We start from the raw sequence: 25,108 nt of genomic DNA, 5'->3' as shown, positions 1-25,108 counted from the left end.
AGAGTCCTCCTTTAATAAAATATTATCTGCCTTAACCTTACTAACCAGAAGAATTAAGTAGTTCATCTACTATCTCTTGAGCTTTGATTACCTCTCCCTCATCTATCTCATCATCATCATAGAAAGCAAACTCAAATATATCTCTTAAAGATAAAGCCTCTTTATCCAAGGTTAGCTTAGCTTTAACCTTAGAAAAGAACTCTCCTATAGTCTCTTCCTTAGTCTTAGTAACACCTTTTTTGGCCAAATAATCCAAAAGCTGATAGAAAGTTTTTACTACCTCTTTTCTATTCTTATCCTCTTTATACTTTTTATCTTTCTTAAAAGAATAACCTTTACTCTCTTTACTATTAACCTTAGCTTCTTTAATAGACTCCTGCTTATTCTTAACAGCAGAAAGAAGAGCTTTCAACCTAAAGAAAAATCTCTTTATTATATCTAATGACACCTGTGGCCATTTCTTTAAAGTAAATTTAATACCTTGAATAAAGCTGTCTAACCCATGTTTAAAGATATAAAGAGCTACTAGAATAGAAAAAATGGTAGCACCAATGGTACCTAAGATTATTGCGCCAACAAAAATTGATTTGCCAAGGCTTAATTCACCATCATCATCATCTACACCCTCTGTATTTATATTTAAATTACCACGTTCTTCTATCTCTTCTACGCTAAAGTCATAATCTCTATTTCCAAGCTCGACTCCTTGGCCCAATCTACTTATCCCTGCCCTTATAGATTGAAAGGGTAGTAAATTATACTGGGTTGGGATTATAAAACCAATAACTCCAACTATTAAAACTATAGCCACTATCCCTATTAAAATACTCTTAAGTAAATTAGAGTCTACCTTATATCCATAGCTAACCCAATAGGTTCTTTTCTTTTGATAAAAGGCTATGCCTAAGAAGACAAATTGTAATAAGAAGACTAAAGCTCCTAACAGAATAATTGATAGATCAATCTCATATCTTAAAATCCAGATTAACACTATTAAAGAGCTTAACTTGACAAATTGAAATCTCAAATTTCTAAATCCAATTACTGTTAATCTCCGATAATAATCAAGGTCCTGCTCTGAAATTTCCTGGCTCCAACTTATATCACGGCTCCAATAACCTATATTATAGCTTATATTATAAGACAGCCCAAGCCAAATTAATGACATTAAGTAACTGTCAATAGAATTCCCCCAATTTAAGAGGTAATTTCCTAAAAATATTATAGAAATTATCATTACCCTTATAGACTTCCTATTTACACTGGGGTTATCAGACCACTTAGACTCAAAAATTGCCAAGACCCCAATAAATAAAGCAAAAATACTCAAGGAGATTGGCCTAAACTCATAAAAATAGGCCTCCAACATTAAATAATAGGTCAATGCACTTAAAAATATTATAAGTACATTCATTATATTCAAAATTTTACTTAGACCTTGATCTTTTTCACCCCCTACTGTATCTGATCTACTAATATTATTCTTATCCTCTTCCAAAAAATCCCCCTCCTTTATAAACATTTTTCCTCCAGCTTGATATATAAAGGGCAGGCACAGGGAACTGCCCTATGGGAAAATACTATTCCCCTACTCCTTACTACTCACACTCACTACTCTCCCCACGAGCCTTTATAGCTTCAGGCTCAAAAACAGAACCCTTAGTGGGCAGAGTTGCTCTCTTTTTTAACTCGATACTTTTCAAATCACCCCACTAGCCAAGTTATATAGATCATTTCTTCTGTTGACCTTGTATATAACTAAAGATTCAGTATATGCTCTATTTAAATACTCTGGATGTAAAACCTCTCCTCCTACTAAAATTATTACTACATTTAAACCCTTATGACAGAGCTCTAAAGCTTTTTTGACCAATTCTTCTGTATCTATCTCACTTATAAGGATAACGGTAGAACCTGGAGAAAGATGCTTATATCCTTCATCGATTGTATCTAAGAAGGAGTCACCTTCACTAAAGTCTAAGCAAGCTAATAACTCCATTATCTTCATCAACTGTCCATCACCTTGAGCAGGCCTAACTAAATTAATCTCATTGACCAGATCTTTTCCATTAGTTCCAAAACCAATAATCTGATCTACCCTGGTCAAATAATGAGCTATAGATGCTACTACCTCTATAGCAAACTCTTTTTTAAGATCAACCTTTCTAATATCATAGTCTTGTAAATCTAAATTAAGAAATATCATATTCTGGATAGTTACTGTTGATTCATACTCCTTAACCATCATCTTACCACTACTTGCTGTAGCGGGCCAATAAACATCCTTTAAGGGATCCCCTAACTGATACTCTCTTAACCCTCTAAAGCTACTTGGATCTTGATATATCCTTTGAGGCCAAAGGGTATCACCAAAGGCTATCCTTGAAGGAAGCCCAAGACTATCTAAAGCAAATATATTAGGATAAACTATCAAAATAACCTCATCATCATATTTGGTTGTATTTACATTAAAATCTAAAGGATCTCCAATTTCTAAACTTAATTTACCTAATTTATAAAGACCACGCCTCTTCCCATCTAACTTATACTCAAAATCTATCTCTCCCTTTGGTAGCAAGGAAGTAATTCTAGTCTTTAAAGGTAAAGCTAGTTTAACAGGGACATCTACATTATAAGCCAACCAAAATATGGGCCAAATCCCCTTGTTTTTAATCTGAATTCTAATTAACGACTCCTCACCTCTAAAGATCCTATCCTTAGATAACTCCCTTTTGACCTCTAAATTTTCAAAGGCCTTCTTGTTTATATATTTAAATAATAATATTAAAGCTAAAGTTATATAAACAAGAGAAAATAGGTGAAGCAACCCTGATACTAAAGCAATAAGGGATACTACTGCAACAAAGATAATATATCCTCTCATCTTATCCCTCCTGTACTATTGGCACAGGAATCTTCTGCAAAATATCCTTTATGATACCTTCAGCCTTTTGCCCTCTTAGTCTACTGGCAGAATGTAAGATAATCCGATGGCTCAAAATAGAAGGAGCCAACTCCTTTACATCATCTGGTATAACAAAGTCCCTTCCTTTCAAAGCAGCCTTAGCTTGAGTACTATGATAAAGATCTATACTACCTCTAGGACTTACACCCAGCTTTAAATCAGAGTGATTACGAGTCTTAGCTACTATATCTACAATATATTGGGCAACCTTCTCCTCAACATGAACATCACGAACTTGACCTTTCATCTCCTTTAAGTCTTCAGGAGTAACTACAGACCCCAAATCCTCAATTGGGTGAGTTTTTCTTACTTTGTGTAAGATCTTGACTTCTTGACCTTCTCCAGGATAGCCAACACTAACCTTCATCATAAAACGATCTAATTGAGCCTCTGGTAGGGGGAAGGTACCATCAAAGTCTACTGGATTTTGAGTAGCAATTACAAAGAAAGGTCTAGGTAACTTTCTACTCTCACCATCTACAGTAACCTGACCTTCAGCCATACATTCTAAAAGTCCAGATTGAGTCCTTGGTGTTGCTCTGTTAATCTCATCTACCACTACGACCTGAGAAAAGATTGGCCCAGGTGAAAATTCAAATTCCCCCTTATCTTGATGATAAACTGTAACTCCTGTAACATCCTTTGGAAGCAAATCCGGTGTACACTGAATTCTTTTAAATTTGGCCCCACTACTGTGAGCTAGTGAACGGGCCAACATAGTCTTTCCTACCCCTGGTACATCCTCTAAAAGAAGATGCCCCCCCGCCAAAAAGCAGGTTAAGAGGTCTTCAATAACTTCCCTTTTTCCTACCATTACATTCTCCATATTATTAATAATTTGATTACACTGTTCTTTGAACTCTTTCATCTAATCATCCCTTCTGTATTTGTATAATATTATTAAACATCATTAACTAATAGTTAACAATTCCTACTACTTCTTTTAACATTCTTCATCATAAAGGTGAAATACCCTTCTCTACTTTACATTTTTATTAGATAAAAGCAATACTAGAATAAATTAGTTGCGATTATAATTAATTTAGTTCTTATACTGAATATTCTTTTCTTATATAGTAATTAATGAATTACTTATCTTTATAATATAATCTTTCCAAAAAAATAAAGTGACTGAAGTCGTATTAAAAATATGACTTCAGTCACTTTATTTTTGCTTAATTCTTAACCTGTTAACCTTTAAGAAAATATAATTTCATACCTTCTTATATAAGCCAGGACTTGTTTCCTTATAAAATTCAATACCTCCTTGAGGTCTTAATTCTTTATACAACCGCTGAGCTAATTCTATAAATTCTCCATAATTAATACCTAAATCATCATTAGCAGTCTTCATTAGCATTTTAATAGCATCCTTTTTTTGTTCTTCTTTCATACATTCCCCTCCTATTAATATTTTACCCTCTACTATTCTAAAATATTCTGTTTAAAAATAGATTGCTAATATTATTAAAAATTGAACTTTAATTACTATAATTTTAACTTTTAATAATCCAAATCAACTAAAGAAATCTTGCTATTAGAAAAGGAATATTTTATAATATAAGTAGCGTTAGTCCTTAGGAGGGAAGATTCTATGAAAAGATTAATAGTCTATAAATCAATTCACCACGGAAATACTAAAAAGCTTGCTTCAACTTTAGCAAAAGCATTAGATGCTGACCTTTTGTCAACAAGAGAAGCAACACCTAAAATAATTGGCAGATATAATTTAATTGGCTTTGGCTCAGGAATATACTTTGGAAAACACCACCAAAGAATACTTGACTTAGCAGCCGACTTGCCAAAGGTTAATGGGAAGAAAGCATTTATCTTCTCTACTAGTGGTATAGCAAGAATACCAATTATACATAATTTCAATAAAGAATTAAAAACTAAACTTCTAGATAAAGGTTATAAGGTAGTTGGAGAATTATCTTGTCGAGGCTTTGATACTTATGGACCTCTAAAATTTATTGGTGGTATTAAAAAAGGAAGACCTAATGAGGAAGATCTAGAAGAAGCAAAGAAGTTTGCACAAGAGCTATTAAAATAACAAAAAAGAAGAAGACCCATAAATGGGTCTTCTTCTTAAACTTATGGAATGAGTATTTAACATTTATACTTATAAGAAATCTATCCCCTTATCTTAATATTATAGAGTCTTATAGGTAAATCCCTTCTTATCACTTTTTAATTTATAAATTTTCAAAGTAATTGATTACCTCAACAGTAATATCTTCTCCTCCACTGAGTATGATTTCACTATTTAAAATCAAATCATAACCTAAATCCTCTCTTATTTTCTCTAAATCACTCTCTACTTTCTCCATTAAGCCTCCACTTATCTCAGTTCTAATTTCATTAACCTTCTGTTGAAACTCTTGTTCAACTTGATTAATCTCTTCCATATCATTTTCTTGATCTAAACCTGCCAATCTATCTTGAAATTCTGCTTGAACAACCTGAACCTCCTGTTGGAAATCCTGATTTGTTGCTACTACCTCTGGATGATTTTGATAAACCTCTTCAAAATTAACATATCCTATATCAGCCTCTGATGCTTGAGTAAAACTATTAAAACTAAATAGTAGAGCAAATACTAAAAGACCACTTATAACTAATAACTTCTTATTTTTATACAAAATTTAGCCTCCTAATTATAATAGTTATTAAAATTCTGAATCTTCTTCAAATGGGTTTAACTCTTCTTCTTGTTGCTGTTGTTGGAAATCTTCTTCTGTCATCTGTTCACCCTCTGGAAGAGAACAGCCTATCAATCCAAAAGCTACCACCAAAACCATTGCAAAAGTCAATATTTTTTTAATCATTATCCTTACCTCCTCATCATTTTCTTAATTATAATTATAGGAGATAAATGTGATAAAACTGTGAGATAAGGTTGAAACTTTAATGAAATCGTCTAATAACTTCATTTAATCCGCTTAAATCTCATCTTCTAAAACAAAAGGGCTCTGGAATCTCAAGATTCCAGAGCCCTTTTGTTTTAGAAGATTATATAAAACTATAGTTAGTTATAATTGACCTCTTTTCTTTCTCTTTTTAAAACCTCAAACACCCTTATCTCTTCTATCCTATCATAGTCTGGTAAATGGTTATGCTCTTTAAACTCTCTTCTTTTCATTAACCCTTCACCTCCTTTTAGGATTGTTCAATTAGTCTTTATCCTATCTTCACCTATAATTATAGGTGATAAATGTGATAAAATCGTGATGATTTTTTTAAATTTTAGTTAAATAAACTTTTCTAGTCATTAATACTATCTAATTCGAATCCAAAAGTTGAGCCAACACCTAATTGACTTTCTACAAAGACCTCTCCTCTATGTTCACTAATTATCTCTTTGACTATCGATAATCCTAAACCACTACCCTCATTGGCATTAGGGGTTCTAGCTCTATCCACCTTATAAAACCTTTCCCAAATTAATTTTAATTCTTCCTTACTTATACCTATACCTTGATCTTTAACCCAAAATCTCACCTTACTACCTTGCAATTCTACACCTATCTCTATCTGACCTTTGCCTTTAGAATACTTATCTGCATTATCTAAAAAGTTAAGTAAAACCTGCTTAAGCTTTTCTTTATTCCCTAAGATACAAATATCATTAACGCTTAAATTAACCTTTAACCTATCACTATCCATTATTACCTTCTCAAATATATCTTTTATATCTTTTAATAAGTTATTAGCTTCAATCTTCTCAAAATCAAAATTAAAATTATTTTGATTCAATTCTGATAAATCAAGGATCTGATCTACAAGATAAGTCAGCCTATTGACTTCTTCTAAAATTATCCTTAAGTAATTATCACGCCTTTTAGGAGTATCTACAACCTTATCTAATAAAACTTCAGCTGATCCTTTAATTGAAGATAAAGGAGTCTTTAATTCATGAGATACATTAGCAACAAAATCTCTTTGTAAACGTTCAAAATGCCACCTTTGACTTATATCCTGGAATAAACCTACTATCCCTAACATTTTCCCATTATTTATGTATATTGGTGTGCAATTTATTAAAATTCTAAACTCATCTCCCCCCCTTCTTATTGTAACCTCTTTCTTATAGCCTTTTCTCTCTTTTAAAGATTCTTTGAATATATTTTTAACTTGATCTTCTTTTAAAAGTTGATCTAACTTAAGGTGAACTACCTCCTCTTTATCTATATTAAATAACCTTTTGATAGAGTTATTTAATAAAATAACTCTAGACCGTTTATTTATAAATAAGACTCCTTCTTCCATACCACTTAAGACATATTGTAATTTGTTTTTTTCTCTTATTAAGTCATTTAGAGTTACTTTTAATTTTTCTGATAGATAGTTCATACTATCAGCCAACATTCCTACTTCAGTATTATCCTCTATAACTATCTGATGATCTAAGTTGCCCTTACTTATCTCAATTGCTGTATCACTAATCTCTTTTAGAGGAGCTGATAATGACTTAGACCACCTATAAGATATAAGTATAGCTAAAAATATAGCCAATATTGAGGAGTAGATCATCATCCTTCTGACCTGATTTATAGTCGAATTAATCCCTGCAACCGAAGTAAAGATCAATAAACTCTTGTTATCTAATTGGCCCTGTGAATCATAAATTGGTACACCTACTAGTAACATAGGCCTTTCAAAATATGGAGATTCAATCCTTTGAGATATAATATTCCCCTCTTGAATCTTTTCTACATCTTTAAATCTAATCTTATCTCTATTAAGAGCTATTGGTGATGGATAACTTAAGATTAGATAACCATCTTTATCTATTAACCATGTCTGCCCCTCATTTAATAAAGATATTAGTTCTAAACCCTTAATTGCCAATTCTAAATCACCATAAACAAAAGCATCGCCTAGATCATTAATTACTATATTTGTATTATTAACTATATCCTCTTCACTCTTATTAAAATAAAAACTTTTAAAAAAGTATATTAAAGATGTTCCTAAAACTACAACAATTATCAAAGAGATCACTATAAATCTAATTAGTAATCTAGTAAATAAACTGTCACTTCTTATTTTCTTTAGCTTCAAACTTATATCCTACCCCCCACACCGTTTTTATATAATCATCAACACCTTTGGATAACTTACTCCTTATGGACTTTATATGGGTATCAACAGTTCTAGTATCACCATAGTAATCATAGCCCCAAACATTATTGAGTAAATCTTCTCTTTTAAAGACTCGTTTACTTGAAGAAGCTAAAGTCCATAGAAGATCAAACTCTTTTGGAGTAAGATCAACCTTTTCACCATTAACCTCAACCCGCCTATAAACTTTATTTATTAAAAACTTCTTGAATTTTAACTCTTTACTAGTAGAAGATTCCTTGACTCGTCTTAAAACAGCCTTTACCCTAGCTACTAACTCCTTAGTATTAAAAGGTTTATTGACATAATCATCAGCCCCTAACTCTAGCCCTGTTATCCTATCAACATCTTTATTCTTTGCGCTTAACATAATAATAGGAGTGCTATTTTGGGGACGAAGTTTCTGACATATCTCCCACCCATTTAACTTCGGTAACATAATATCTAAAATTATTATATCTGGATTCGCTTCTTCTACCATTCTTAACCCTGACTCTCCATCATAAGCTACTATAACCTCAAATCCTTCAAACTCAAAATAATCCTTTAAAATCAAACCTATATTCTTATCATCGTCTATAACTAGAACCTTATTTTTTTCCATATTTTACTCTCCTTTTTTACTAATAAAGACTTAGCTTTATTAGTTTAAATATAACATATTAATAAAAAAAGACCAAGCCCTTAGCTGGTCTTTACTTAATATACTAGTCAGAAGTGTTTGTATAATCAAATAATACCTCTCCACTCTCTAAAGAGATTATATCTATTCTACCTCTCTTAATTATAGCCAAAGTAGGAAGCTTTGCTTCTTGCTTTGGCAAAGCAATACTACCAGGGTTCAATAAAGTAATACCATCTTTGTCTTTGACTATAGGCTGATGCGTATGACCAAAAACTAACATATCTGCTCCAAATCGTTTAGCAAATTTCACTCTATCTTCTTCTAATTTATGATGATGCCCGTGATAAAGAACAATTCTTAATCCATTCTCTTCTATTAAAGCATACTCAGGCAAAGGATAAGGAAGAACCCAATCATCAACTAAGGCATCTACATTTCCTTTAACAAAGATTATATTCTTGTTAGATTTATTTATTCTTTCTACTAATCCCTTTGTGTCATAACCTTCTGGCAAGGGATTTCGTGCACCGTGATAAAGAATATCACCTGCTACTAGTATAATATCTGTCTCCTCTAATAAACTAAGGGCCTTATCAAATGCAGTTAAACTCCCATGAATATCACTAATGACACCGATCTTCATATAATTCCCTCCTATTAATTTGTTTTAAGAAGATATACAAGTTCTATCTTTACCTTCTGCTTTTGCTTTATATAAGGCATTATCAGCTGCACTAATCAAATCCTTCTGTGACATTTCACTACTAAAGCTTGCAGCACCAATACTTATTGTAACCTTCAAATTAAGTTCATCATACCTGACAACCATATTTCTAACTTCCTTATTTATACGTTGGCCCATAACAAAGGCACCTTCTTTATTAGTCTCAGGTAAAATTATAACAAATTCTTCACCACCATAACGAGCAACTATATCAGAATTTCTAGCTTGATCTTCTAATAACCTAGCTAAATTCTTTAGTACCTCATCTCCAACCTGATGTCCATAAGTATCATTAAAGTCTTTAAAGTTATCGATGTCCATAATTATCAATGACAGATCCCGTTCATACCTTTGAGCTTTATCGATCTCTTGACTTAAAGACTCTTGGAAGTAACTATGATTATATAGTTTTGTCAAGCCATCTCTAGTAGCTAACTCCTCCATCTGCTTATACATACTGGCATTATCAATAGCAATAGCAATCTGATTTGCTAAAGTTTCTAAAAATTTCCTGTCTGCTTCTTTAAAGTTTCTCTTAAAACCGATTTGAGCTGCAGTAATAGCTCCTATTATTCTTCCTCTAACCTTTAAAGGAATAGATACTACAGACATTAAATTAATACTGTCAAATTTTTCTCTAATATTCTTATCTATATTATCAGTTATTAAAAACTCACCCTTGTTAATTGTATCTCCAGCAAGCCTCTTTGCCCCATATATTATCTTTCTCTTTTCTTCATTCATTGGAACCCCAGAAGAAGAAGCTAAAACTAACTTTTTATCTTTACCTTCTAACAGGAATAAACCTGCCATTGATACACCCATAGTACCCATAATCACATCTACAGTCATATCAATAACTTCATTTAAATCTAAAGTAGAATTAATTGTGTTACTTGTTCTTTGTAGTGTAGATAATCCAGCTACGTTTCTCTCCATCTTCTCAAATATCTTTGCTTTTTCTATCAATAAAGGAGCCTGCTCTGATATAGTATGGATCAAGACTATATCCTCATTTGAGAAAAAGTCAACCTTCTTAGATAAGAAAAAGATAATTCCTATAGGCTCTTCTTTAGATAATATAGGCACCGCTAATAAGGATTTAAAACCATCTTCAGTAAATAAATTCATATCTTGACAAGGACTATTTTTTATATCATTAATTATAAGACTCTCTTTACTTGTTATTATCTGACCTAATATATGTTGCCCTTTATTAACTTTCATCTTCTTAAGATATTTTCTATCTAACCCCTCAAAGGCTTTTATATCATAAAAATCAAAGTTATCTTCAACTTCTCCTAAAAATCCAGCCGCGTTAACCCCTAATTTCTGGCACCCTATCTTAATTAAAACTTCATAAGTATCCTCTAAATTAGAATCTGATTTAATCTCCTGGTTAATAACATGGAGGCTAATTAAACTATTACAGGTCAAATTAATATTATCTAATTCTTTCTCTTTTGCTTTTATCAAAGATACCTTGTTTTCAAAAGTACTTATAACTATAAAGATCATTAAAAAGGTTATTGTATCGAAAAATATTCCTAAAAACATACCTCTAGACATAATTAACAAGGCAAATACAGCAAGCAAGAAAGCCATTAAAAGATCTTTATAAGGATATTTAACCTTAGATAAAAAATTCAAATGATAACTATCACTAATTAATCCAAGCATTATTGACTCTATACCAAAAGGATAAAGGTTTAAACCATAATAAGTCGTATAAAAGGCTAATAAAATACCAGTTATCAATCCATTGGGAAAACCTAATAACCTACCACTTAATATTATCCCCAAAGCATATAACCACATACCACTAAACCTCAGCCAATATACTGACATTGCTGCCAGAATAATTAATACTACATTTACAAAAAGCTTTTTTCTCTGACTTTCATCAGTTTTTATAGTACTTGAAATAAAGAGATATACTGCTATTACAAATGTAGACACCCTAAAAAATAACTCTGAATCCATAAATATATCCTCCATTATCACTCCTCCATCCTTTTTTATTTTTACCAATAATTTTTCGATTATAATTATTTATTTAAAATATATGCCTGATTATATTATAAAATCTAAAAATTTGATATTTTTGCAAAGAAGATATTATTTATATGCAATTTTTTGTTTTAAAGATAATTATTATATAAACCTACTCTAAAAGAGTAGGTTTATATAATAATTATAAGATATAACTAAAGCTTAATCCTCTTCTACTGCTAAAACAATTACCTTATCATTTTCTTCCCTGTCTAAATTTAAAGCCAACTGCATATCCTCTATTTTCCTCTTCTGATGATCATCAAGCTTTGCGTATTTAATATCTTTTAAATTCATTCTTTCCCTCCTTAAATTATTATCTTAAATTATACTTATAGGATTGGGAATTTAAAAACTCTTTATGTATTATTATAATTTCAAATATTTTTGAGCATAAAGCAAAGCCAATATAGTTAATGAATGACTAATTTGCCCAGTGTCGATTAAATCATCTATTTGATCTAAAGGAACTACCTCTAATTCAATGTCTTCAGTTGAATCCAAATCCTGATCCCTAACAAACTTGGCTTCAGGAGCCAAATAAAAGAAGCAACTATTATTTTGAATAGCAGGATTAACATCAGCCTTGCCTAAAGAGATTAATTGGTTTGAGTTATATCCTGTCTCTTCTAGCAACTCTCTTCTTGCTGCCTTTATTGGATTAGCTTCTCCTTCATCTAAAGTTCCACCTGGAACTTCTAAGGTAACTTGATCTATTCCAAAACGATACTGCTTAACCATTACAACTTCTTTATTTTTTGTAACAGGGACTATATTCACCCAATTCAAAAACTCTAATTTAAAGAAGGAATGAGAGATATCCCTTTTAGTATGTTCACATAATTGCTCTTTAAAAGAAACTATTCCTCGTTTATATATTAAGTTAGTCTCTTTAACCTTCCAAAATTTTTTCATAAATTATCACCGCTTTCTATTAGCTATCAATTAATCCACAGTAAAAAACTTTGTACTTATTAGTGATTTAACTGATTTATATATAATAGCTTTCAACTTAATTCCACTATTATACCACTAATATATAACTTCAAAAGATATACTAAAGATTACTAAAAACTTTAAGTACTCCTTGATGTAACTTTATCTCCAAAGGTAATGCCGGACCAACCTCTCCATCTATATCAGAAGAGCCTATAATCTCTTCTTTACCTGTCATCTCAATTTTAAAGTAACTATCTCTTAAATAGATTACATTGTGATCATTTAAATGCTCACCTTGAACAATTTTAATAAATAACTTGGGCAATTCATGTAGAGGAAGTGCCTTTATCCCAATCAAATCAAAATAACCATCCTTAATTGAAGCCTTAGGAGCCAAACGATTAAATCCTCCTGCACTACTACCATTTAAGATTAAGAAAAGATATATATATTCTTCAATAACCTTAGATCTAGTTGTTATTCGAGCTGGAATAGGTTTGAAATTAGGCAACTCCTTTACTCCCTTTAAATAATAGCCAAGTTTCCCTAAGGTATTTTTTAAAGTTAAATCAATATCGTGGGCAACATTAGCAAGCAAACCACCTGCACAGACATTTATAAAGTACCTTCCATCAACTTCACCCACATCTACCTTCTCAAGCTTAGATCTACTAATTACATTAAAAGATTCTTCTATATCTAAGGGGATGTTTAGATGAGAAGCAAAATCATTTGCTGTCCCAGCAGGTATTACTCCTAAAGGAACATCTATTTTATACTTCATAATTCCATTTACAACTTCATTTATGGATCCATCTCCACCAGCTACAACTAAAACATCATAACTTTTAGCCGCTATAATCTTAAAAATAGATGATAAATCACCATCTGCTGTAGTTCTATAAAGACTTATATTATATCCTTCACTTTGAAACCTTTGAATGAACTTATCTAAATAATTTAAAAATCTCCTTTTGCCAGCTACTGGATTATAAATTAAGATCAACTCTCTCAAATTATCCCCCCCCTTTTTTCTTTTAATATAATTATTACTCTTAATAGACTTCTATCTCAAATTTATTTCTCCTTTTATTTTATAAGATTTAATAGTAAAATATTTAAGTGCTAAAAAATTAAAACACTAATCTTTAATAATTATATAAGAGGAGTGATTGCTTTAAAGCAATCACTCCTCTTAGTACCTCCACCTATGCTTTTCTCCATCTCCATCTACCCCATCTTTATAAACTATTTCCTTTGGAGTTATCTTTATGATCTTATCAACCTCTTCTCCATGCTCAAAGGGGCAATGCTTTTCCCCTTCTTTATATAAAGTTGAATTAAGATCTCCAATCTCAGCATTGCCAAAAATTTGAACCCCTTTAATGGTCTGGTAATCACCATAGAATTCTGTACTTGCTAAAAAGCAGACCTGATTATTAACTTCTAGGTTGTCGAATTTAGACCCTCCATCACTATGGATGTATATATCCATCCCTTCACCTAAAAAATATCTAACTGGGCTTACCCTCGTATCCCTACCTGAAGTAGCTAAAGCCCCTGTATCTTTTGCTTTTAAAAAGTCTATGATATCCATCTTTAAATCCTGCTCACTTATAACGGTTGTGGCCACCCTTATCCCTTCCTTTCTTATTATACTATCTTTAGTATGGCTAAATAAGAAGGGTTTTATGAAAAAATTACTCTTTATTTAAAATCACTTTAATTAACCCCCTAAACCCTTATAGCTTTTGTAAGTGATTATGCCAACGACCAACAATGAGATAGTGATTATTCCAAAACCTAAATCCATTCCTGATGCTTTATCTTCCATAAAGAAAGTAGAAATTAAAGCAACACCATATAATACTCCAAAGATAATAGTAACAATACCAATAAGCTTCCTCCATGATTTAGAATTAATCAATTTGATTCCTATTAATAAGGAGACCAAAGCTATCCCTAGTAGTTGGCCCGACAAAGTTATTACACCCATATTTATGTACCCATCTACTATCGCAATAAAGCTAACCAAAAACCCTGCTAAAATAGCCATAATTGCAAGGACGAATAAAATCACTGCTAAAGCTTTTTTAATCATAATTGACCTCCTAAAAGTTTCCATACAGTAAATTTATAAAAAGAAGTATATTTTATGCTAATTATTTCTATTCAGCCCCACTCCCTTTAATTCCTGCATAATATAGAAATAAAGCGTAGCTTTATTTCTAGGAATCTGGAATCAGTAAGGTCATAGGTCAAAGTCAAGACCTTTGTGGTTTTGAACTCACTGGTTCCATTAGTACTGGTTCCTGATTCCTGTAACTGAAAGTGCCACTATACTCCTATTAATCATCACTTTACCCCCATACAATACATTAACATACAAAAAAGCCAGGCTTAGAAAGCCTAACTTCTTTGCTCTATTCTTTATTCTTTATCCTTTATCAACTGCCCACTGCCATAAAAGCCTCTACATCCTCTTCTACTTCACCAATTCCAGCAATTCCAAAGTTCTCAACTAGAACTTTGGCCACATTCTGGGACAAGAAGGCTGGCAATGTTGGCCCTAGGTGGATATTCTTCACTCCTAGATAAAGTAGAGCTAGTAGAACAATTACAGCTTTCTGCTCATACCAAGCTATATTATAAGAAATAGGTAATTCATTAATATCCTCAAGTCCAAATACCTCTTGTAGTTTCATAGCAATTACTGCTAGAGAATAAGAGTCATTACATTGTCCTGAATCTAGGACTCTTGGAATTCCTCCAATATCACCTAAATCAAGTTTATTATATCTATACTTTGCACAACCTGCAGTTAAGATTACTGTATCATCAGGTAACTCTTGAGCAAATTTAGTATAGTAATCTCTACTATTCATTCTACCATCACAACCTGCCATTACGAAGAACCTCTTAATAGCTCCAGATTTAACTGCATCTACTACCTTATCTGCTAAGGCTAGAACCTGATTATGAGCAAATCCTCCAACAATAGTTCCTTTCTCTATCTCTTCTGGAGCTTCACACTCCTTAGCCAATTCGATTATTTGGCTAAAGTCCTTCTTACCATTATGGTCTGCTTCAATATGAGTAGCACCATCTAACCCTGCTGCACCAGTAGTGAAAATTCTATCTCTGTAGCTAGCATCTTTCTTAGGTGGTACTATACAGTTGGTTGTAAAGAGGATTGGCCCGTTAAAGGATTCAAACTCCTCTTTTTGTTGCCACCAAGCATTACCATAATTACCTACAAAGTGATCATATTTCTTAAAGGCTGGATAGTAATTAGCTGGTAACATTTCAGAGTGAGTATAAACATCTACACCTGTACCTTCAGTCTGCTCTAATAACATCTCCATATCCTTTAGATCATGTCCACTGATTAGAATAGCTGGATTATCTTCAGTTCCTATATTAACCTCAGTAATCTCTGGATTACCATAAGCCTCTGTATTTGCCTTATCCAAAGTAGCCATAGCAGTTACACCATATTTACCTGTCTCCATAGTTAGAGCTACTAAATCATCAGCAGTTAAAGAATCATCTGTTGTTGCAGCTAAAGCTTTTTGCATAAAGTCATAGACCTCTTGATCTCCATTTTCTAAGTTATAAGAGTGTTCAGCATAAGCTGCCATTCCTTTAACGCCATAAGTAATTAACTCTCTTAAAGATCTAACATCTTCATCTTCAGTCTCTAAAACTCCAATTTCCTCTGCTTTAGCAAAGAATTCTTCCTCACTTTCACCACTCCAATTAGCACCATCATATAGATCCTCAAAGCTTGCTCCTGTTTTCTCAGCTTTGGCCCTTACTTCATCTCTTAAAGAGATTGCTTCTTTAACTCTCTCTATAAAAGCATCGTTATCGAAATTTGCATTTGTAATAGTCATAAATAAAGATTCCATAACAAAGTGATCTACTTTAGGTAATTTAAGACCTAACTCTTTAGCTTCAACACTATAAATAGATATTCCCTTTAATATGTGTATTAATAGGTCTTGTAAATTTGCTGTACTATCTTCCTTTCCACAGACACCTCTTATTGTACAACCTTTTCCTCCTGCTGCTTCTTGACATTGATAACAGAACATTGACATTAACTATCCCCTCCTATTTTTTACTTTGTATCTTTATTATAAACTTTTAAAAATTTTATGTCTGTGACATCTATCACAGCTTAGAAAATTTTAATTATTTAAAGAGATAGATTATCTATTATTTATTTTTTTTAATAATATTTTAATATTCATAATTGACTATGCAATAAGTAAACTTTAAAGTAAAGAAATTAAGAGATGATGACTCAAGTGAGCCATCATCTCTTAGAGAGAACCTTCCTTACAGACATAGTGAAAAAATTATTCTATATCTTTTATAAAAGCGATTAATTTATTACAGCTAGAAATTTTTATTCTTCAAATATATCTATATAATATTCTTCTTCAAAAACTCGCTCATAAGTAATATTAGGATTAAGTTCTTTGATAAACCCTTCAATCCAAATAGTATAAAGATGATGCATCAAATCTATTTCTACTCCTACTTCTTCCCAAAATTCTTGGTGTAACTTATTATTATGACGCCAAATAATTTTATTATCTTCTTTTTCAACCACAGACAATCTATCACATGGCATACGTTCGACTAAAGTATCTTTAAGAAATTTGAATACTTCTTCTAATTGAAGGGCTCTCTCTTTGTTTAAGCTTTGAGCAAGGCTTTGCCCATCTTCAAAATATACCTTATGTAATAAATCTTTATCCTCATATTCCTCTACCAGTTCCTTAACTAAAGCACTCTCTCTACTTTGAACAGTAGTTATTGCTCCTTCTAACCAAGGATGGATATGGGTATCACCAATTAATTCTTCTAGGGGAGTATCCCCTTTCAACTGGCCATACTTTTCTCTTAAGGGCTTGACTATCTCCTCTCCCCCTCCATACTTATCTGTAAATTCTCTTACTATCTTCTCTTCTCTACCTTCGATAACTTTTATCTGATTATATAACCAATTGTGAATTGGCCCTAAACGAAGACTCATCATATCACTCCCTTTTAATAGCTGTCAGCTTTCAGCCTTCAGCCATCAGCTAAAATCAAATGCTAAGAACATTAAGATCTTTAGATGAAAGTTGATCCTACAAGTTTTAAAGAACAAAAACTCTCCGTAATAAAAACCATTCGCTGACGACTGATAGCTAATTATAAATATTTCTTCTCTAAACTAACTAAGATATCAATATACTTCTTCTGTACACCTTTGCTTTCGGCATCTTGCTCTAGCCTCTGCATCTTCTCCTCTGCCTCTGCTAGAGATTCTTTGGATAAGTTATTCTCTCCATAAGGATAGATAGTATTATCCTCCTTATCGATATGGCGATTTAAAAGATCGGTATAGGCAATTAGGTTGGCTATTACATCAACCTTGGCATCATTATTACCTGCCTTGACCTCTTCTAGAGCTTCTTCTAAATTCCTTACAAATAGTCTACCAAGATCATGTTCAGAGAACATGGCTAGGATTGGTCCGCTAACCATTGGCTCTCCTAACTCCTCTTTCATCTTCTTAAAAAAGACCTCTTCCTCTTTGTTATGGTGGTGGTCATCAGCATAATTTCTAATAAAATCGATTATTAAAGCAAAATCATCATAATCAATGTTGGCCCCATTCATAATATCTATTGCTATCTGTCGTCCTACCTTCAACATTCTTTTTATGTTCTTATGTTCTTCTACCAATAAATCAACTGTCTTCATAGCTTTCACCTGCCTTTTCAATTATTCTTGGGCTACTTTATTTAAAGCTTCCATTAGCTGGTCTAAATCTATTCCATGTACACCTGCAGCTTGATCTATAGATTCATTTGTTGCAGTTGGGCAACCTAAGCAGTGCATCCCAAAGCTTTGAAAGACCTTTGCTGTCTCTGGATATTTTTTTAGAACCTTAGAAATAGTATCTTCTTTTTTTATTGACATATATACCACACTCCTTAATTTTCTTATACTATATACATAGTATAGTCCTTTTTTACCATCTCTACTATGATTTAAATCACATTAAATAAAAAAAGAGACCAATTTGGTCTCTTTTTCAATAATTACTCTGCATCTACTCTTTTACCATAATAATTTAAAATTAAATAAAGTGTTGTAAACCCTAATAACAACAACGGGAATGCCATCCAATATGGCAGACCAAAACCGGCTGGAACAAACCCAAAGATTATCGATACTATACCTACAACAACTGCATAAGGAAGCTGGGTTCTTACATGATCGATATGATCAGCTGCTGATGAGGTAGAGGACATTATTGTAGTATCTGATATAGGACTACAATGATCTCCTAATACACAACCTGTCAAAACAGCACCTATAGTTGGTATCATTGGTGCCCCTAATTGATAAGCCAGAGGTATAGCCAAAGGCATCATAATTGCGTTGGCCCCCCAGGAAGTCCCTGTAGCAAAGGCAATTATAGCAGGAATTAAGAACATCATTGTCGGAACCATAAAAGGAGGGATAATCCCTTCGCTTATCTGAACAATATAATTTGCTGTTCCCAATTCACCCGTAACACTACCCAATGACCAAGCCAGAACCAAGATTCCACAAGCTACCATAAGTGATTTGGCCCCGCTCATCCAACTCTCAATAACCTCAGAAGTTGATAATTTACCCTTAAAGATAGAGATCACAGCTGCAACTATACTTCCACCAAAAGCAGCCCATAATAAAACGATGCTAGAATCAGCATCACTAAAGGCTTCTCTTAATGTTGCACCTTCTAATCCTCCACCGTTATACCATAAACCAAGCATAGCAATTACAATTACTGATACCATTGGTATAAAAGCGTGATACCAATTAATATTCCCTTTATTATTAACCTCCATATCTGTAAGCTCTTTAGAAGACATAGGTGTAGCACCATCTCTTAGAACCTTCCCAGTCTTTCTTGCCCTTCTTTCAGCTTCGTACATCGGACCAAAGTCCTTACCGGTCCATCCAACTATAAAGACCATAAATAAGGCCAACCAACCATAAAAACGATATGGAATAGTTCTAATAAAGGTAGAATAAATATTCCACTCAATACCTAAAGAACTAAAGGAATCTTGAATTAACCCCATCTCATAACCAACCCAAGTAGAAATCAAAGCCATACTTGCTACTGGTGCAGCCGTAGAGTCTACTATATAAGATAGCTTCTCACGAGATATCTTCATCTTATCTGTAATCGATCTCATTGTTGTACCTACAATTAAACTGTTAGCATAGTCATCAAAGAATATTAGAATCCCCATAAACCAAGTAGCCAACTGTGCTTTACGTGCTGTTTTTGCTTTTTGAGCAACAAAATCAGCAACTGCATTTGTGGCCCCAGACTTTGTAATTATACCAACCATTCCTGCCAAAGCAATTAGAAATAGTAATATAGCTGCATTCCATGAGTCTGCTAAAGCTTCTACCATATAAGTATCTAAAGTTCTCATAAGGGCTATTATAGGATTATAATCAGCCAAGATTACCGCCCCTACAAAGACCCCTGTAAATAAAGAGATTAAGACCTCCTTACTCTTCCAAGCCAAGATTATTGCCAAAAACGGTGGTATTACTGATATCAAACCATAGTTATCCATTCTTTCTCCTCCTAAATTATTTTAATTGTCATAATAATAGAAAAAACCTCAGCACTATTTGCTGAGGGTACTTATATAAGTAACCATAATAAGCAAGATAGTACTCCACTAAACTTAGTGACAACCCTATACCTATTAGGCATAGGGCCAACGATAATAGTGATAAAGAAGATTATCATTTCGGCGATTACTCCTTTCCCTTTAGCTCATTAGGCCCTTATCGCCTTCACTAAAGATACTGATAACAATCGCACCCCTACTCTATTATTAAATTTAGACTTTTTTCGACACTTGAGCATTATAGCATAGATTTTATTTTAATTCAACCCTTTTATAAATCAATTTACTCTACTTTTCCCTGCCAGGATATCATCCCACCAGACATATTCTTGACCTTATCATAACCAGCACTCATCAACTCCTGAGTTGCTCTCTTGCTTCTAGCACCTGAAGCACAGATAGCGATTATATCTTTATCCTTATCAATCCTATTCAAATTACCCTTAAGCTCTGCTAGGGGGATATTTAAAGAATTGGGTATATGACCCTCCTTATACTCTCTTCTTGTTCTTACATCAAGCAGGAGTACATCTTCCTTCTTTAACCTTGACTCTACCTCTCTAGCCGAGATATTTTCTACATTACTCTTACCGAATAAAAAATCTAACATTAATTTCACCACCTCTCTTAAAAGCAGATAGTAGATAATAGATATATTGTTAACAAAACATTAGACTCCATCCCTTACCCCTTATCTTTGCTAACTTCTTGATATAAATCAAACCCTCCCGCTAGATTCTTGACCTTATCAAATCCTCTTTCCATTAAGATTCTTGCTCCAATATAACCACGTAGTCCAACTGCACAGTAAATGACTATTTCTTTATCAGAATCTAATCTATCTAAATTACTTCTTAGATCATTTAGTGGAATATTTATAGCACCATCTATCCCCCCAAATTCTAACTCATTTGGATCTCTAACATCTAGGATTATACTTTCATCTCCAAGGTCTTCAACCTGATTCCAATGGATGATATCCATTCTCTCTTTTAGTATATTACCTGCTGTAAAACCTGCCATATTGACAGGGTCCTTGGCTGAACCAAAGGGTGGTGCATAGGCCAACTCTAACTCCTGTAGATCAAAGACACTTCTCTCAAATCTTATTGCTGTAGCTAGAACATCTATCCTCTTATCCACACCATCCTCTCCAACAATCTGTGCACCAAGTAACCTTCCGTCTTCTGGGCCAAAGATTAATTTTATCATCATAGAGACTGCACCTGGATAATAACCGGCATGGTTATTGGCCCTTGTATAAGAGGCTATATAATCTATTCCTTTATCCTTAAGCTGCTTTTCATTATTACCCGTTCCTGCAACTGTCAGATCAAAGACCTTAGCAATTGCTGTACCTTGACTTCCCTCGAACTTGCTCTTATTCCCTTCAACTATATTATCTGCAACTATCCTTCCTTGCTTATTGGCCGGACCTGCTAAAGGTATATGGGAATTATCCTTTGTCACAAAGTCCTCTACCTCTATAGCATCACCAATAGCATAGATGGAAGAATCTGATGTTCTTAGATACTTATCGACCCTGATTGCTCCTCTTACACCCAGCTCCAAGCCTGCCTCTTTGGCCAAGTAATTATTCGGCGTAACCCCAATAGAAGTGACTACAAGATCAACTACTATCTCTTTTCCACTATTCAACTTAACTACCTTCTTATTACCTTCATCTCCAAAAGCTTGAACACCGTCAGATAGATAGAGCTTTACCCCCTTATCCCTCATATGGTTATGGAGGTGAGATGCCATCTCATAATCTATAGGACCAAGAACCTGCGGGGCCAACTCAACTAAAGATACTTCTACCCCTCTCTCGTGTAGGTTCTCCACCATCTCCACACCTATATATCCTCCACCGATAACTACCGCTTCCTTTGGCTTATTCTGGTCTACAAAGCCTTTGATCCTATCAGTATCTGGAATATCCCTTAGAGTAAAGATATTCTTCCCATCTATACCCTCAATAGGTGGTTTAATAGGCTTGGCTCCAGGAGAAAGAACTAAGTAATCATAATCTTCAAAGTACTCTTCACCACTTCTTAAATCCTTTACTTTAACCTTCTTTTCTTCTCTATCTATAGCTAAAACCTCATTCTTTACCCTGACATCTATATTAAACCTAGACTTCATCTTCTGAGGAGTCTGCAGTAATAGCTTACTTCTCTTTTGGATAACCTCACCTATATGATAAGGGAGACCACAATTTGCAAAGGAAATATACTCCCCCTTCTCAAAGACTATAATCTCCGCTTTTTCATCCATCCTTCTCAACCTGGCAGCAGTACTAGCTCCACCAGCCACCCCGCCGACGATTAATACTTTTTTACTCATTTTATATCACCCTTTCTTATTTTTATAATTAAAGAATTGATAATAACCCATAGTTTTTAAAAAATAAAAAGTTCAAAAGATTTTAATCTTTTATTTTTAACCACTTTGAATCTTTATTAATACAGATACCATTAGCGATATAGTGCTTCTACAACTCTCTTCGCTTCTTCGCTGATGACGTAATAATTTATCTCTAGCCCATTTCTCTCCCCACTTACTATACCCAAATTCCTAAGCTTCGCTAGGTGTTGTGATAACGTAGATTGAGGAATCTCTAAACAACTTTGCATCTTAGAAACATTAGAGCCCTCATCCTCAATCAATCCTTTGACAATACATAGTCTAATAGGATGGGCCAACGCCTTTAAAACCTGAGACTTCTCCTTTAATTTTTCTAAATTTTTCTGAGCACCCTCCATCTTAAACCCTCCAAATTAATCATTATATCTATATATTACGATATAATGATATAGAAGTCAAATCTTATTCTTATTATTAATACCCAACTCCGCTTAAAAATAAAAGATCAGAAACCAATCTCCATTATATGAAGAATTGATTCCTGATTCTTATTTATCAATTATGGTCTTCTAAAAATTCAACAACCTCTTCTTCTCCCATTGGCTTAGCAAAAAGATATCCTTGAGACATCGAACATTGATTCTCTAATAAAAACTCTAATTGTTCTTCAGTCTCTACACCCTCTGCTATTACCTCTAAATTCAAATTATTACTCATCATAATGATTACCTTTACAATTTCTTGATTATCTTTACTTTGAATAAAACTTTTATCAATCTTTAGTGTGTCAATAGAGAACTTATTCAAATAAGCCAAAGAAGAATAGCCTGTACCAAAATCATCTATAGCAATCTTCAAACCTAAACTCCTTAATTTATTAAGCATCTCTATAGTATATTCAACATCTTCAATTGTAGTTCTTTCTGTCATCTCTAGCTTTAAATTATTTGGATCTATCCCTGTCTCTTCTGTTATTAGCTCTACCTTCTCTAAAAAGTCTGGGTGTTGAAATTCCTTTGGCGAAATATTAACTGATATAAACATATCACTATAACCCTTTTCTTCAAGGCTTTTTAATTTTTCACAAGATTTCTCTAAAACCCAACTTCCTAAGGAGATAATAAGACCTGTGCTTTCAGCTACAGGAATAAACTTACCTGGAGAAATTAATCCATACCCAGGTGATTCCCATCTAATCAGAGCTTCTAAACCAACTACTTTATTGGTCTTTATATTAATAATAGGCTGGTAATATAACAGAAACTCTTCCCTTTTCATAGCCTGCCTCATTTTAGACTCTAAATCAACCCTATCTGATAGCTTCCCCTCCATATAAGCCTTGTGGATTAATAGATCATTTTTATCTGCATAAACAAAATGTAAAGCCACTTTTGACTTGTTTATTAATTCATCAAAAGAAATATCACTTCTCTTTGTATAAGAAATCCCCAGCTGAGGTTCTAAGTATATGTGATTATTGTCAATATCATAAGGAACTCTCAATTTTTCAAGTACTTTATTGCCAAAGATTAGGATATCCTCTTCTTTTAACTCTGTCTTATAGTAGAATATGAATTCAATATCATTACGTGCTATCAATATATCTTCATCTAGAATATCTATTAATCTATCTGATACTTTCTTTAATAACTCATTTCCAACCTTATATCCGTAATTGCTATTTATAATATCAAAATTATTTAAACCTAAAGTAAAGATATATTTAAAACATTTACAACTCTCATAATCTGCTTTAAATCTATTGTGTAAAAATTTTATATTAGGCAGACCAGTCAAAGAATCATTATAGGTTAAATAATTTATCTGTTTTAACATATTATTAAAACCTGAAAATAACTGCTGAAACTCATCATTAGATTTATTCTTTAACTTAAATTCTATATTCCCTCTTCCTACCTCTTTAAAGCCTTCGATAATAACATTTATATTCTTCTTTATATAATTTGAAATATCAATTATTATTATCATCATAATAGTACTAATTATAAAAAATAATACTAGGATAGAATAGATTATACCTCGTCTAATCTCTACTATCTTTAATTTAATCTTATCTAAAATAGTATAAAAGCTAGATTCATATCCTCCAGATCCAATAAAGTAATCTGTATCTCTAATAGGTTCTATGTACCCAAACTTCATCTCTATTTCTCCAGTAACTGGATTTGTATAGGGGTACTCTATTTCTCCACCACCGTTATGAGCTAATTTTGACATCTCTTGAAGCAAATTCCTTCCTTCAACTTCTAAATCCCACCTGTTAGTTCCTTCTAAATGTGGAGTTGGTGGTAAAGATACTGTCTTGCCATCTAAATCATAAATAAAGAAATAATTATCTTCCAAATTTGATTCTTCATTAAATCTAGCAAATATAGATTCTATATCTTCTTTAAAGATATCACCACCATTTTGCTGGTAAAGCTGAGCAAGAAGTTCTGCACGAGTTTGAACTAATAACTTATACTTATCTTTTTTTTGATTTAGTAATTCCTCAGATAATACCTGATGACTATCTGCTCTTAAATTCTCAAACTGATATATAACCATTACTAAAATCAATAACATTGACACTATAAAGCTCA

At 32.9% G+C, this 25,108-nt stretch carries 25 protein-coding genes and 1 riboswitch; of the genes, 1 reads left to right on the top strand and 24 read right to left on the bottom strand.

Features of this window, described 5'->3' with window-relative positions; translation table 11 throughout:
* Positions 1–40: 40 nt before the first annotated feature.
* From HALSAC_RS0111485 to HALSAC_RS0111465, 4 genes are all read right to left on the bottom strand, one after another.
* Complete coding sequence (locus HALSAC_RS0111485; RefSeq protein WP_156924188.1) at positions 41–1,498, bottom strand: hypothetical protein; 1,458 nt, start codon at positions 1,496–1,498, stop codon at positions 41–43.
* Between the two features lie 201 nt (positions 1,499–1,699).
* Positions 1,700–2,884, bottom strand: coding sequence for a DUF58 domain-containing protein (locus tag HALSAC_RS0111475; RefSeq protein WP_027340374.1), 1,185 nt, complete (start codon positions 2,882–2,884; stop codon positions 1,700–1,702).
* Between the two features lies 1 nt (position 2,885).
* Entirely contained in the window at positions 2,886–3,833 is a 948-nt protein-coding gene (locus tag HALSAC_RS0111470) for an AAA family ATPase (RefSeq protein WP_027340373.1), read from the bottom strand.
* Between the two features lie 345 nt (positions 3,834–4,178).
* Entirely contained in the window at positions 4,179–4,358 is a 180-nt protein-coding gene (locus HALSAC_RS0111465; protein WP_027340372.1) for a hypothetical protein, read from the bottom strand.
* Positions 4,359–4,559: 201 nt separating this feature from the next.
* Between HALSAC_RS0111465 and HALSAC_RS0111460 the strand changes: the two genes are divergently transcribed.
* Positions 4,560–5,018, top strand: a complete 459-nt coding sequence (locus HALSAC_RS0111460; protein WP_027340371.1) for a flavodoxin family protein — start codon at positions 4,560–4,562, stop codon at positions 5,016–5,018.
* Between the two features lie 142 nt (positions 5,019–5,160).
* Here the strand turns inward: HALSAC_RS0111460 and HALSAC_RS0111455 are convergent, their stop codons facing one another.
* From HALSAC_RS0111455 to HALSAC_RS0111355, 20 genes are all read right to left on the bottom strand, one after another.
* Positions 5,161–5,607, bottom strand: coding sequence for an OmpH/Skp family outer membrane protein (locus HALSAC_RS0111455; RefSeq protein ID WP_027340370.1), 447 nt, complete (start codon positions 5,605–5,607; stop codon positions 5,161–5,163).
* A gap of 27 nt (positions 5,608–5,634) precedes the next feature.
* A complete protein-coding gene (locus HALSAC_RS17135) occupies positions 5,635–5,793 on the bottom strand; it encodes a hypothetical protein (RefSeq protein ID WP_156924187.1) in 159 nt (52 codons plus the stop codon).
* Positions 5,794–6,229: 436 nt separating this feature from the next.
* A complete protein-coding gene (locus tag HALSAC_RS0111440; RefSeq protein WP_027340369.1) occupies positions 6,230–8,029 on the bottom strand; it encodes an ATP-binding protein in 1,800 nt (599 codons plus the stop codon).
* Positions 8,004–8,693: a response regulator transcription factor gene (locus HALSAC_RS0111435; RefSeq protein WP_027340368.1), complete on the bottom strand. Its 690-nt coding sequence runs from the start codon at positions 8,691–8,693 to the stop codon at positions 8,004–8,006. Before HALSAC_RS0111435 ends, HALSAC_RS0111440 begins: the two co-directional genes overlap by 26 nt.
* A gap of 103 nt (positions 8,694–8,796) precedes the next feature.
* On the bottom strand, positions 8,797–9,357 hold the full coding sequence (gene yfcE / locus HALSAC_RS0111430; protein WP_027340367.1) for a phosphodiesterase: 561 nt from the start codon (positions 9,355–9,357) through the stop codon (positions 8,797–8,799).
* Between the two features lie 24 nt (positions 9,358–9,381).
* Positions 9,382–11,436 carry a sensor domain-containing diguanylate cyclase gene (locus tag HALSAC_RS0111425; protein WP_027340366.1) on the bottom strand — a complete coding sequence of 685 codons (2,055 nt, stop codon included), beginning with the start codon at positions 11,434–11,436 and terminating at the stop codon, positions 9,382–9,384.
* A gap of 216 nt (positions 11,437–11,652) precedes the next feature.
* A complete protein-coding gene (locus HALSAC_RS17695) occupies positions 11,653–11,787 on the bottom strand; it encodes a hypothetical protein (RefSeq protein WP_281172357.1) in 135 nt (44 codons plus the stop codon).
* A 72-nt stretch (positions 11,788–11,859) separates the two neighbouring features.
* The gene (locus HALSAC_RS0111415; RefSeq protein ID WP_027340365.1) at positions 11,860–12,405 is read right to left on the bottom strand and encodes an NUDIX hydrolase; all 546 of its coding nucleotides are present in this window, start codon (positions 12,403–12,405) and stop codon (positions 11,860–11,862) included.
* Between the two features lie 142 nt (positions 12,406–12,547).
* Positions 12,548–13,444 (bottom strand): YegS/Rv2252/BmrU family lipid kinase, encoded by an 897-nt coding sequence (locus HALSAC_RS0111410; RefSeq protein WP_027340364.1) that lies wholly within the window; start codon positions 13,442–13,444, stop codon positions 12,548–12,550.
* A gap of 180 nt (positions 13,445–13,624) precedes the next feature.
* Positions 13,625–14,062: a pyridoxamine 5'-phosphate oxidase family protein gene (locus HALSAC_RS15840; protein ID WP_051412202.1), complete on the bottom strand. Its 438-nt coding sequence runs from the start codon at positions 14,060–14,062 to the stop codon at positions 13,625–13,627.
* A gap of 93 nt (positions 14,063–14,155) precedes the next feature.
* The gene (locus HALSAC_RS0111400; protein ID WP_027340363.1) at positions 14,156–14,530 is read right to left on the bottom strand and encodes a hypothetical protein; all 375 of its coding nucleotides are present in this window, start codon (positions 14,528–14,530) and stop codon (positions 14,156–14,158) included.
* A 346-nt stretch (positions 14,531–14,876) separates the two neighbouring features.
* Positions 14,877–16,532: a hydroxylamine reductase gene (gene hcp / locus HALSAC_RS0111395; protein WP_027340362.1), complete on the bottom strand. Its 1,656-nt coding sequence runs from the start codon at positions 16,530–16,532 to the stop codon at positions 14,877–14,879.
* Between the two features lie 311 nt (positions 16,533–16,843).
* Positions 16,844–17,476 (bottom strand): hypothetical protein, encoded by a 633-nt coding sequence (locus HALSAC_RS0111390; RefSeq protein WP_027340361.1) that lies wholly within the window; start codon positions 17,474–17,476, stop codon positions 16,844–16,846.
* Positions 17,477–17,637: 161 nt separating this feature from the next.
* Positions 17,638–18,213: a hemerythrin domain-containing protein gene (locus HALSAC_RS0111385; RefSeq protein ID WP_245579470.1), complete on the bottom strand. Its 576-nt coding sequence runs from the start codon at positions 18,211–18,213 to the stop codon at positions 17,638–17,640.
* Positions 18,214–18,411, bottom strand: a complete 198-nt coding sequence (locus HALSAC_RS0111380) for a DUF1858 domain-containing protein (RefSeq protein ID WP_027340359.1) — start codon at positions 18,409–18,411, stop codon at positions 18,214–18,216.
* 122 nt (positions 18,412–18,533) lie between these two features.
* A complete protein-coding gene (locus HALSAC_RS0111375; RefSeq protein WP_027340358.1) occupies positions 18,534–20,078 on the bottom strand; it encodes a Na+/H+ antiporter NhaC family protein in 1,545 nt (514 codons plus the stop codon).
* A gap of 90 nt (positions 20,079–20,168) precedes the next feature.
* A riboswitch (Lysine riboswitch) is annotated at positions 20,169–20,345 on the bottom strand.
* A gap of 76 nt (positions 20,346–20,421) precedes the next feature.
* The gene (locus HALSAC_RS0111370) at positions 20,422–20,748 is read right to left on the bottom strand and encodes a rhodanese-like domain-containing protein (protein ID WP_051412201.1); all 327 of its coding nucleotides are present in this window, start codon (positions 20,746–20,748) and stop codon (positions 20,422–20,424) included.
* Positions 20,749–20,822: 74 nt separating this feature from the next.
* A complete protein-coding gene (locus tag HALSAC_RS15835; protein WP_035571857.1) occupies positions 20,823–22,484 on the bottom strand; it encodes an FAD-dependent oxidoreductase in 1,662 nt (553 codons plus the stop codon).
* Positions 22,485–22,615: 131 nt separating this feature from the next.
* Positions 22,616–22,903, bottom strand: a complete 288-nt coding sequence (locus HALSAC_RS0111360) for an ArsR/SmtB family transcription factor (RefSeq protein ID WP_027340356.1) — start codon at positions 22,901–22,903, stop codon at positions 22,616–22,618.
* Positions 22,904–23,060: 157 nt separating this feature from the next.
* Entirely contained in the window at positions 23,061–25,091 is a 2,031-nt protein-coding gene (locus HALSAC_RS0111355) for an EAL domain-containing protein (protein ID WP_245579496.1), read from the bottom strand.
* Positions 25,092–25,108 lie beyond the last annotated feature (17 nt).

Source organism: Halonatronum saccharophilum DSM 13868, from assembly GCF_000517025.1.
Taxonomy (GTDB): domain Bacteria; phylum Bacillota; class Halanaerobiia; order Halobacteroidales; family Halobacteroidaceae; genus Halonatronum; species Halonatronum saccharophilum.
This window is presented reverse-complemented; position numbering and strand designations above follow the sequence as displayed.

What these genes read in the sequence shown, in the direction of transcription:
- HALSAC_RS0111475 (WP_027340374.1), bottom strand. Translation starts at nt 2,884, where the DNA reads ATGAGAGGATATATTATCTTTGTTGCAGTAGTATCCCTTATTGCTTTA.
- HALSAC_RS0111470 (WP_027340373.1), bottom strand. Translation starts at nt 3,833, where the DNA reads ATGAAAGAGTTCAAAGAACAGTGTAATCAAATTATTAATAATATGGAG.
- HALSAC_RS0111465 (WP_027340372.1), bottom strand. Translation starts at nt 4,358, where the DNA reads ATGAAAGAAGAACAAAAAAAGGATGCTATTAAAATGCTAATGAAGACT.
- HALSAC_RS0111460 (WP_027340371.1), top strand. Translation starts at nt 4,560, where the DNA reads ATGAAAAGATTAATAGTCTATAAATCAATTCACCACGGAAATACTAAA.
- HALSAC_RS17135 (WP_156924187.1), bottom strand. Translation starts at nt 5,793, where the DNA reads ATGATTAAAAAAATATTGACTTTTGCAATGGTTTTGGTGGTAGCTTTT.
- HALSAC_RS0111435 (WP_027340368.1), bottom strand. Translation starts at nt 8,693, where the DNA reads ATGGAAAAAAATAAGGTTCTAGTTATAGACGATGATAAGAATATAGGT.
- yfcE (WP_027340367.1), bottom strand. Translation starts at nt 9,357, where the DNA reads ATGAAGATCGGTGTCATTAGTGATATTCATGGGAGTTTAACTGCATTT.
- HALSAC_RS0111425 (WP_027340366.1), bottom strand. Translation starts at nt 11,436, where the DNA reads ATGGAGGATATATTTATGGATTCAGAGTTATTTTTTAGGGTGTCTACA.
- HALSAC_RS17695 (WP_281172357.1), bottom strand. Translation starts at nt 11,787, where the DNA reads ATGAATTTAAAAGATATTAAATACGCAAAGCTTGATGATCATCAGAAG.
- HALSAC_RS0111415 (WP_027340365.1), bottom strand. Translation starts at nt 12,405, where the DNA reads ATGAAAAAATTTTGGAAGGTTAAAGAGACTAACTTAATATATAAACGA.
- HALSAC_RS0111400 (WP_027340363.1), bottom strand. Translation starts at nt 14,530, where the DNA reads ATGATTAAAAAAGCTTTAGCAGTGATTTTATTCGTCCTTGCAATTATG.
- hcp (WP_027340362.1), bottom strand. Translation starts at nt 16,532, where the DNA reads ATGTCAATGTTCTGTTATCAATGTCAAGAAGCAGCAGGAGGAAAAGGT.
- HALSAC_RS0111390 (WP_027340361.1), bottom strand. Translation starts at nt 17,476, where the DNA reads ATGAGTCTTCGTTTAGGGCCAATTCACAATTGGTTATATAATCAGATA.
- HALSAC_RS0111380 (WP_027340359.1), bottom strand. Translation starts at nt 18,411, where the DNA reads ATGTCAATAAAAAAAGAAGATACTATTTCTAAGGTTCTAAAAAAATAT.
- HALSAC_RS0111375 (WP_027340358.1), bottom strand. Translation starts at nt 20,078, where the DNA reads ATGGATAACTATGGTTTGATATCAGTAATACCACCGTTTTTGGCAATA.
- HALSAC_RS0111370 (WP_051412201.1), bottom strand. Translation starts at nt 20,748, where the DNA reads ATGTTAGATTTTTTATTCGGTAAGAGTAATGTAGAAAATATCTCGGCT.
- HALSAC_RS15835 (WP_035571857.1), bottom strand. Translation starts at nt 22,484, where the DNA reads ATGAGTAAAAAAGTATTAATCGTCGGCGGGGTGGCTGGTGGAGCTAGT.
- HALSAC_RS0111360 (WP_027340356.1), bottom strand. Translation starts at nt 22,903, where the DNA reads ATGGAGGGTGCTCAGAAAAATTTAGAAAAATTAAAGGAGAAGTCTCAG.
- HALSAC_RS0111355 (WP_245579496.1), bottom strand. Translation starts at nt 25,091, where the DNA reads ATGTTATTGATTTTAGTAATGGTTATATATCAGTTTGAGAATTTAAGA.